Raw genomic sequence first — 7399 nt, forward strand, 5'->3', positions numbered from 1 at the left:
CCCGCCCGCCGAAGACCGCGGCGGCAGAGGTCCTTGCCAGGCTCCACTATGCTGGGACCATGCCTTGGTGGTCGTGGATCGTTATATGGGTAGCCGTCACGGCGGTTGCCCTGCTGCTGTATGTGCTGATCGGCATCCGCCTCTTCCGCAAATTCATGGCGGTGCTGGGCGAAGTCCAGTCAGCCGGATCCCGGTTGTCCTTTGCGCCCTCTGCTTCCGCGCCGGCCCCGCAGGAAATTGCGGACCAGCTGCCGGCGGTGTTCCTCGATCCTGCCGTTGCGAGGCTCCGGTACGAGGACGGCAAGGCAGAACGGAAAGAGGCCCGGCGTGAACGCCGGGTCGAGCGGAGGCGCCTGCGCGGTCAACCGCGGGCGTGGCGCGATATCCCTGGGCTCTGACATAAAATGGCTTGTAACGAAAGGACACCGGCATGCGCCTAGAAGGCTGGCATATTGTCATCATCATTGTTATTGCGATCCTCCTCTTTGGAGCTCCCAAGCTCCCGGGGCTGGCACGCAGCGTTGGACAGTCCCTGCGGATCTTCAAGTCCGAGGTACGCCAGATGAAGGACGAGAATACGTCCGGAACGGGTGACGGCGAGCCGGTGGAAGGCCGTGTGGTCAATAACCCGGCCAACCCTTCGGCCACGCCCAACCAGGGGCCGGCACCGACGCAGACACCGCCGCCGGGATCCACTCCCGGCACCGGTAATCCGCACACCACCCCGTAACGGCAGTGGCGCTGAACCGAGGGCGCAAATCCAACCCTGAAGGGCGGATGGCCCTCAAGGAACACCTGAGGGAATTCCGCAACCGGCTGTTCAAGGCGGCAATCGCCGTTGTCCTGGGCACGGTCGGGGGATTCTTCCTCTACATGCCCGTCTTTAACGAACTGACCCGTCCTGTCCGGGAACTGTCGGAGCAGGAGGGGCGGCTGGCGACGATCAACTTCGACGGCGTCGCCACCTCGTTCGACCAGATGATCCAGGTTTCGGTTTTCATTGGCGTGCTGGTATCCAGTCCTTTCTGGCTTTACCAGCTGTGGGCGTTCATCACTCCCGGCCTGCGGACCAAGGAGCGGCGGGCCGCACTCGGGTTCCTGGCAGCCGCCGTGCCGCTCTTCCTGGCCGGGGTGTGGCTCGCCTGGCTGATCCTCCCGAATGCCGTCGGCGTCCTGACTGACTTCACCCCCGAGGGTGCAGCCAACGTCATCACCGCTTCGGTGTACCTCGCCTTTGTCCTGCGCCTGCTTCTCGCCTTCGGCATTGCCTTCCTGATCCCCGTGGTCATGGTGGGGCTGAACCTGCTGGGGCTGCTCTCGGGGAAAACTATCGTGAAGTACTGGCGGATCACGGTCTTCATCATTTGCCTCTTCGCCGCCATGGCTGCCCCCGGCGGCGATGCCCTGAGCATGTTCTACCTTGCCGCACCGCTGCTGGTGCTCTTCGCCGTCGCCGTCGGCCTCTGTTTCCTGAACGACAAGCGCCGTGCCCGCCGCAACGCAGCCCGGGAAGCCGCCGTGGACGCTGAGGCGGACAAGGCCTCAGCCCTCGAGGACATCTAGCCCTGGCTGAACACCGTTTAGGCTGGAGATATGACTTCCCCGTCTGAGCGGTACCAGGCCGCCAAAGAACGCACCGGACACGCACGTACCCGCCTGGGAGTCTTCGAGCAGTCGCTGGGCTTCGACCTCGACCCTTTCCAGATCGAAGCCTGCCGCTCCGTGGAGGCGGGACGCGGCGTGCTCGTGGCAGCTCCCACCGGCGCCGGCAAGACGGTGGTGGGGGAGTTCGCCGTCTACATGGCGCTCGAACGGGGCCTGAAGGCTTTCTACACGACGCCGATCAAAGCGCTGAGCAACCAGAAGTACGTGGAGCTTTCGGCCTCTTACGGTCCGGAGAACGTTGGACTGCTCACGGGGGACACCAGCATCAACCCCGAAGCTCCCGTCGTCGTGATGACGACTGAAGTGCTGCGCAACATGCTGTACTCCAACTCCGCGACGCTGGATGACCTTGGCTACGTGGTCATGGATGAGGTGCATTACCTCGCCGACCGCTTCCGCGGCGCAGTCTGGGAAGAAGTCATCATCCACCTGCGCTCTGACGTGCAGCTGGTGTCACTGAGCGCCACGGTGTCCAACGCCGAGGAGTTCGGGGCATGGCTGGACACGGTCCGGGGGGACACCGACGTCGTCGTCACCGAGCACCGTCCGGTGCCGCTGTGGCAGCACGTCATGGTGGGCCGGGACATCGTGGACCTCTTCGCCACCGATGTGTCCTTCGACGAAGCCGCCGATGATTCCGAGCGCCCGGCAGGCATTCAGGAAAAGGTGAAGGTCAATCCGGAACTGCTTGAGCTGGCACGCAACGAATCCCGGTTGAACCAGCGTTCCCGCTGGGGCTCGCAGCGCCCCGGTTCGGGCGGCCGCAAATACGAGCGGGGCCGCGGCAGTTACGCTCCCAGCGCTCCGCAGACCCGCACACCCCGGGCTTCCCGCCCGCAGGTGATCAGCCAGCTGGACAAGCGCGGGCTCCTTCCGGCAATCACGTTCATTTTCTCGCGCAACGGCTGCGACGCCGCAGTCCGGCAGTGCGTCGACTCCGGGCTGGCCCTGACCACCGAAGCTGAACGCCGGGTCATAGCGGCGACGGTCGATGAAGCCAGCCGGGACATTCCCGAGGACGACTTGGAAGTTCTAGGCTTCTGGACCTGGCGTGAGGGGCTGGTCCGCGGGTTCGCTGCCCACCACGCGGGCATGCTGCCCACCTTCAAGGAAGTCGTGGAGAAGCTGTTCGCCGCAGGCCTGGTCCGGGCGGTGTTCGCCACGGAGACCCTCGCCCTGGGCGTCAACATGCCGGCACGCTCCGTAGTCCTGGAAAAGCTCGACAAGTTCAACGGTGAAGCCCACGTAGACATCACGGCAGGGGAGTACACGCAGCTGACCGGCCGCGCAGGACGCCGCGGAATCGACGTCGAAGGCCATGCGGTGGTCCTTTGGCAGCCCGGCACCAACCCTGCAGCGGTCGCAGGCCTCGCCTCGCGGCGCACCTACCCGCTGAACTCATCGTTCCGGCCGACCTACAACATGAGCATCAACCTCATTGCGCAATTCGGCCGCGACCGTGCCAGGGAAATCCTCGAATCCTCCTTCGCGCAGTTCCAGGCCGACCGGTCTGTTGTGGGGCTCGCGCGGCAGGTGCGTTCCCGCGAAGAATCCCTCGCCGGGTACGAGAAGGCAATGACCTGCCATCTGGGGGACTTTTCCGAGTACTCCGCCCTTCGCCGGAAACTTTCAGACCTGGAGCAGGCGGCGTCCAAGTCCAAGGCCCGCAGCCGCCGAAGCGCGGCCGCCGCTTCCCTGGAAACCCTGCGCCCCGGGGACGTCATCGACGTGCCGGGCGGCCGCAGTCCCGGCTACGCGGTGGTCCTGACGCCGGACACCAGTGCGCGTGAACCCCGGCCAACCATCCTCACGGAAGACAAACAGATCCGGCGCCTGCATGTGGGGGACCTGGACGGTCCCTTGGACGTGGTCTCGCAGATCCGGATCCCCAAATCCTTCAATGCCCGTACGCCCAAGGACCGGCGTGACCTGGCTTCATCGCTGCGCAATGCCCTGCGCGAACACCGTCCGCCCCGGCCCGCCGGCGGCCGCGGTGCCTCGCTGCATGCAGCGGGCACGGAGCGGCAGGAGCAGGCCATTGCAGAGCTGCGCCGCAAACTGCGTGCCCATCCCTGCCACGGCTGCAGCGAACGGGAAGACCACGCCCGCTGGGCCGAGCGCTGGTGGAAACTGCGCCGGGAAACGGACAACCTCACCGCCCAGATCCGGGGCCGCACGAATACGATCGCCAAGACGTTCGACCGCGTCAGCTCGGTACTGGAGCACTACGGATATGTCGCTCCGGATGCTGACGGGGTGCCGCAGGTTACGCCGCCAGGCAGCAAGCTGCGCCGAATTTACGGGGAGCGGGACCTGCTGGCCGCCTTGGGCCTGGAGCACGGGGCGTTCGACGACGTCGACGCCGTCGAACTCGCGTGCCTCGCCACGGCACTCGTTTACCAGCCCAAACGCGAAGAGCGCGGACTGCGGCCCCGGATGCCCAGTGCCGTCCTCGACGGTGCCGTCGACATCCTGATCCGGCAATGGTCCGAGCTGACGGACCGTGAAGAAGCCGAGAAGCTGCCCCTTACCGGGGAACCTGAACTGGGCCTGGTCTGGCCGATGTTCAAGTGGGTGCAGGGCAAGCACCTCCAGGTGGCTCTCAATGGGACCGAACTGGCCGCCGGCGACTTTGTCCGCTGGTCCAAGCAGGTCATCGACCTGATCGACCAGCTGGCCAAGGTGCCCGACCTGCAGCCGGACCTGCGCCGCCGCTGCCGTGAGGCCATCGATCTGATCCGCCGCGGCGTCGTCGCCTACTCCGCCGTCAGCGAATAGCCGCCCAACGGGCGGCCGGTTCCGGCTACGGTCAATTCTGGCGTCCCCCAGCGGACGGTTTAGCGCAGCAACTACGAAGAACAGGTGAGTCCTTGAACAGCACGGCCCCGGCGAATGAGCTGGTCCTTTACCGCAACGGTTCGGTTTACAGCTCGGCCGATCCTTTCGCGACAGCCATGCTCGTGGACGGCGGCACCGTCGCCTGGGTTGGTTCCGAGCAGGCAGCCACCTCGATCCAGGACTCAAAGATGCGGGTCGTGGATCTCCAGGGTGCCCTCGCCGCGCCGGGCTTTGTCGACTCGCATGTTCACCTCACGGAGACCGGCCTGGCCGAGTCTTCGCTGGACCTCTCCGGCGTCAGCTCCCTGGCCGAGCTGCTCAGCGCTGTTGCTGCTGCAGCCAAAGCGTCCTCCGGGCTTCTGCTCGGGCACGGCTGGGATGAATCCGGCTGGCCCGAAGCGCGGGTTCCCACTGCGGCAGAGCTTGATGCTGCCTCGGGTAACCGCCGGGTCTACCTGGCCCGCGCAGACGTGCACTGCGCCGCCGTCTCGGGGACCCTGGCAGCCGAGCTCGGTCTGGCCGGCATGGACGGCTGGGACAACGGTTTTGTGATCCGCGGTGCCCATGAGGCCGCCCGGACCGTATCCCGCAGCCTGAGCCTGCAGGAACGTGCCCGCTTCCAGCGTGCCGCTTTGGACCTGGCCGCCTCCCGGGGAATCGTGGCTGTCGCCGAAATGGCGGCTCCCCATATTGTTCCGCCGGAGGACCTGCGCCAGCTCCTGGGCCTGGAAGGCACGCTCGGCTCCGTTCCCGGCCCCCAGGTCCTGCCGTACTGGGGCCAGCTGGCAACCACTGAACAGGAGCTGGAAGACCTGCGGGAGGCGTTTGGCGGAAAGCTCCTGGGCCTCGCCGGGGACCTGAACATTGACGGCTCCTTCGGCGCCCGGACAGCCGCGGTGCGGCTGCCGTATACAGATGCTCCAGAGATCTCGGGGAGCCTCTACCTGGGCGAGGAAGAGGCAGCCCGGCATCTTGAACTGGCCACCCGTGCCGGCCTCCAGGCCGGTTTCCACGTCATCGGCGACGCAGGGCTCGACACGGTGCTGGGAGCACTGCACCGCGCAGCGGAGGCCGTGGGGGAGCAGAAGCTCCGCGCGGCGCACCACCGGCTTGAGCATGTGGAACTGACCGACGACGGCGGCATCGCTGAGCTGGTCCGTTGCGGCGTCACTGCCAGCATGCAGCCGTCCTTCGACGCTGCCTGGGGCGGCAGCAGCGGCATGTACAGCCAGCGGCTGGGCAGCCGGAGCAGTTCCATGAACCGCTTCGCATCGCTGCTTTCCGCCGGGGTTCCCGTAGTCTTCGGTTCCGACGCACCCGTCACCGCGCTTGATCCCTGGCGAACGGTCCAGGCCGCCGTGTCCCATTCCAATCCCAAAGAGCGCATCTCCGCGCGGGCCGCGTTTATTGCCCACACCCGTGCAGGCTGGCGTGCCGCCGGGACCGGAAATCCGATGCTGGGCCAGCTCGCTCCCGGAACCCCGGCCTCGTTTGCGGTCTGGGAGGCCGACGAGCTCATGGTCCAGACTCCCGATTCGTCAGTGGCTTCCTGGAGCACCGATCCCCGGGCCGGAACACCGCTGCTGCCCGCCTTGGACACCGGTTCACTGCCGCGCTGCCTGCAGACCGTGCACCTTGGTACGGAGCTGTACCGGGCACCGGATTTCAGTTAGGGGGCCAAATATTTTCGTCCGAGGCTGCTCGCGAAACGTGCTCTGACCTGCGATGACATAGAAGTCGCCTAGTCAGGATTGTGTTGACACTCCCCGCTCAGCACGTAGGCTAAGGGAACTGCGGACCGGAAACGGCGTGTGCCGAAGACGGTTCGTGAGGCCCGTGCACACGTGCGTGGGGGGTGGTGGTTCGTCCGCCGAAGAATGTGCTCGGCCACCAGCAGCAACGCATTGGGGTGGGTTCATCCGTCAGTAGAAAACAGGTCCGGCTTGCCCGGGACTGGCCCGAAGACGGCGGAACCCGCCCCTTTGTGCGCGTGCGCATCCAATGTGCCCCACGGGCCCTGATCGGACGCGTCCCATATACTGGTAAACCTGCCCACCGGCAGTACCCCTCCGGGCCGCGATCAGCGCGGCTCGTGTTTGTTGAAAGGCCATGCGTGCGCGTCCTCACCATCATCCCCACTTACAACGAGATCGAGTCGCTACCCAAGACCCTGGCACGGCTGCGGGCCGCTGTACCTGACTCGGATGTGCTGATTGCGGACGACAACAGCCCCGATGGTACTGGCGCCTTCGCCGACGAGCAGGCAGCCCGCGATCCGCAGGTCCATGTCCTGCACCGCAAGGGCAAGGAAGGGCTTGGCGCTGCCTACATTGCAGGCTTCCGCTGGGGCCTGGACAAGGGTTACGACATCCTCGTGGAGATGGACGCCGACGGATCCCACAAGCCCGAGCAGCTGCCGCTTCTGCTCGAAGCCTCGAAAGAAGGGGCTGACCTGGTCATCGGCTCCCGCTGGGTACCGGGCGGGTCGGTTGTGAACTGGCCGCTGCACCGCAAGCTGCTTTCCCGCGCGGGGAGCACGTACTCGCGGTTCATGCTGGGCATCCCGGTCCGCGACATCACCGCCGGGTACCGCGCCTTCCGCCGCACCACGCTGGAGAAACTGGATCTCTCCGCTGTTGAATCCGTGGGCTACGGCTTCCAAGTGGACATGACGTTCCGGGTAGCGCGCCTGGGCCTGACCATCAACGAAGTGCCCATCACGTTCGTCGAGCGCGAGTTTGGCGCGTCGAAGATGAGCGGCAACATTGTTTTTGAAGCGATTGCGAACGTTACCAAGTGGGGACTCGGCGCCCGCTGGGCGAAACTGACCCGCCGGGGCTGAGCCGCGGGACGGACGCATCGGGTACGGCAAAGGCCCCCGCCCCCCCCCCCCCCC

Annotated in this window: 6 protein-coding genes; all 6 read left to right on the top strand. The window is 66.0% G+C overall.

Translation table 11 applies throughout. The features are described from left to right. Nucleotides 1–59 precede the first annotated feature (59 nt). Nucleotides 60–398: a hypothetical protein gene (locus tag TVB01_RS10450; RefSeq protein WP_422455834.1), complete on the top strand. Its 339-nt coding sequence runs from the start codon at nt 60–62 to the stop codon at nt 396–398. 32 nt (nt 399–430) lie between these two features. Then, nucleotides 431–730, top strand: a complete 300-nt coding sequence (tatA, locus tag TVB01_RS10455) for a Sec-independent protein translocase subunit TatA (RefSeq protein WP_422455836.1) — start codon at nt 431–433, stop codon at nt 728–730. Nucleotides 731–777: 47 nt separating this feature from the next. Then, nucleotides 778–1563, top strand: a complete 786-nt coding sequence (gene tatC / locus TVB01_RS10460; RefSeq protein WP_422455837.1) for a twin-arginine translocase subunit TatC — start codon at nt 778–780, stop codon at nt 1561–1563. 30 nt (nt 1564–1593) lie between these two features. Beyond that, complete coding sequence (locus TVB01_RS10465; protein ID WP_422455838.1) at nt 1594–4443, top strand: DEAD/DEAH box helicase; 2850 nt, start codon at nt 1594–1596, stop codon at nt 4441–4443. Nucleotides 4444–4535: 92 nt separating this feature from the next. Then, entirely contained in the window at nt 4536–6176 is a 1641-nt protein-coding gene (locus TVB01_RS10470) for an amidohydrolase (protein ID WP_422455839.1), read from the top strand. Between the two features lie 440 nt (nt 6177–6616). Continuing rightward, a complete protein-coding gene (locus tag TVB01_RS10475; protein ID WP_422455840.1) occupies nt 6617–7345 on the top strand; it encodes a polyprenol monophosphomannose synthase in 729 nt (242 codons plus the stop codon). The last annotated feature ends 54 nt before the right edge of the window (nt 7346–7399 follow it).

The sequence above is a fragment of the Arthrobacter sp. 7Tela_A1 genome (assembly GCF_049311065.1).
GTDB lineage: Bacteria > Actinomycetota > Actinomycetes > Actinomycetales > Micrococcaceae > Arthrobacter_B.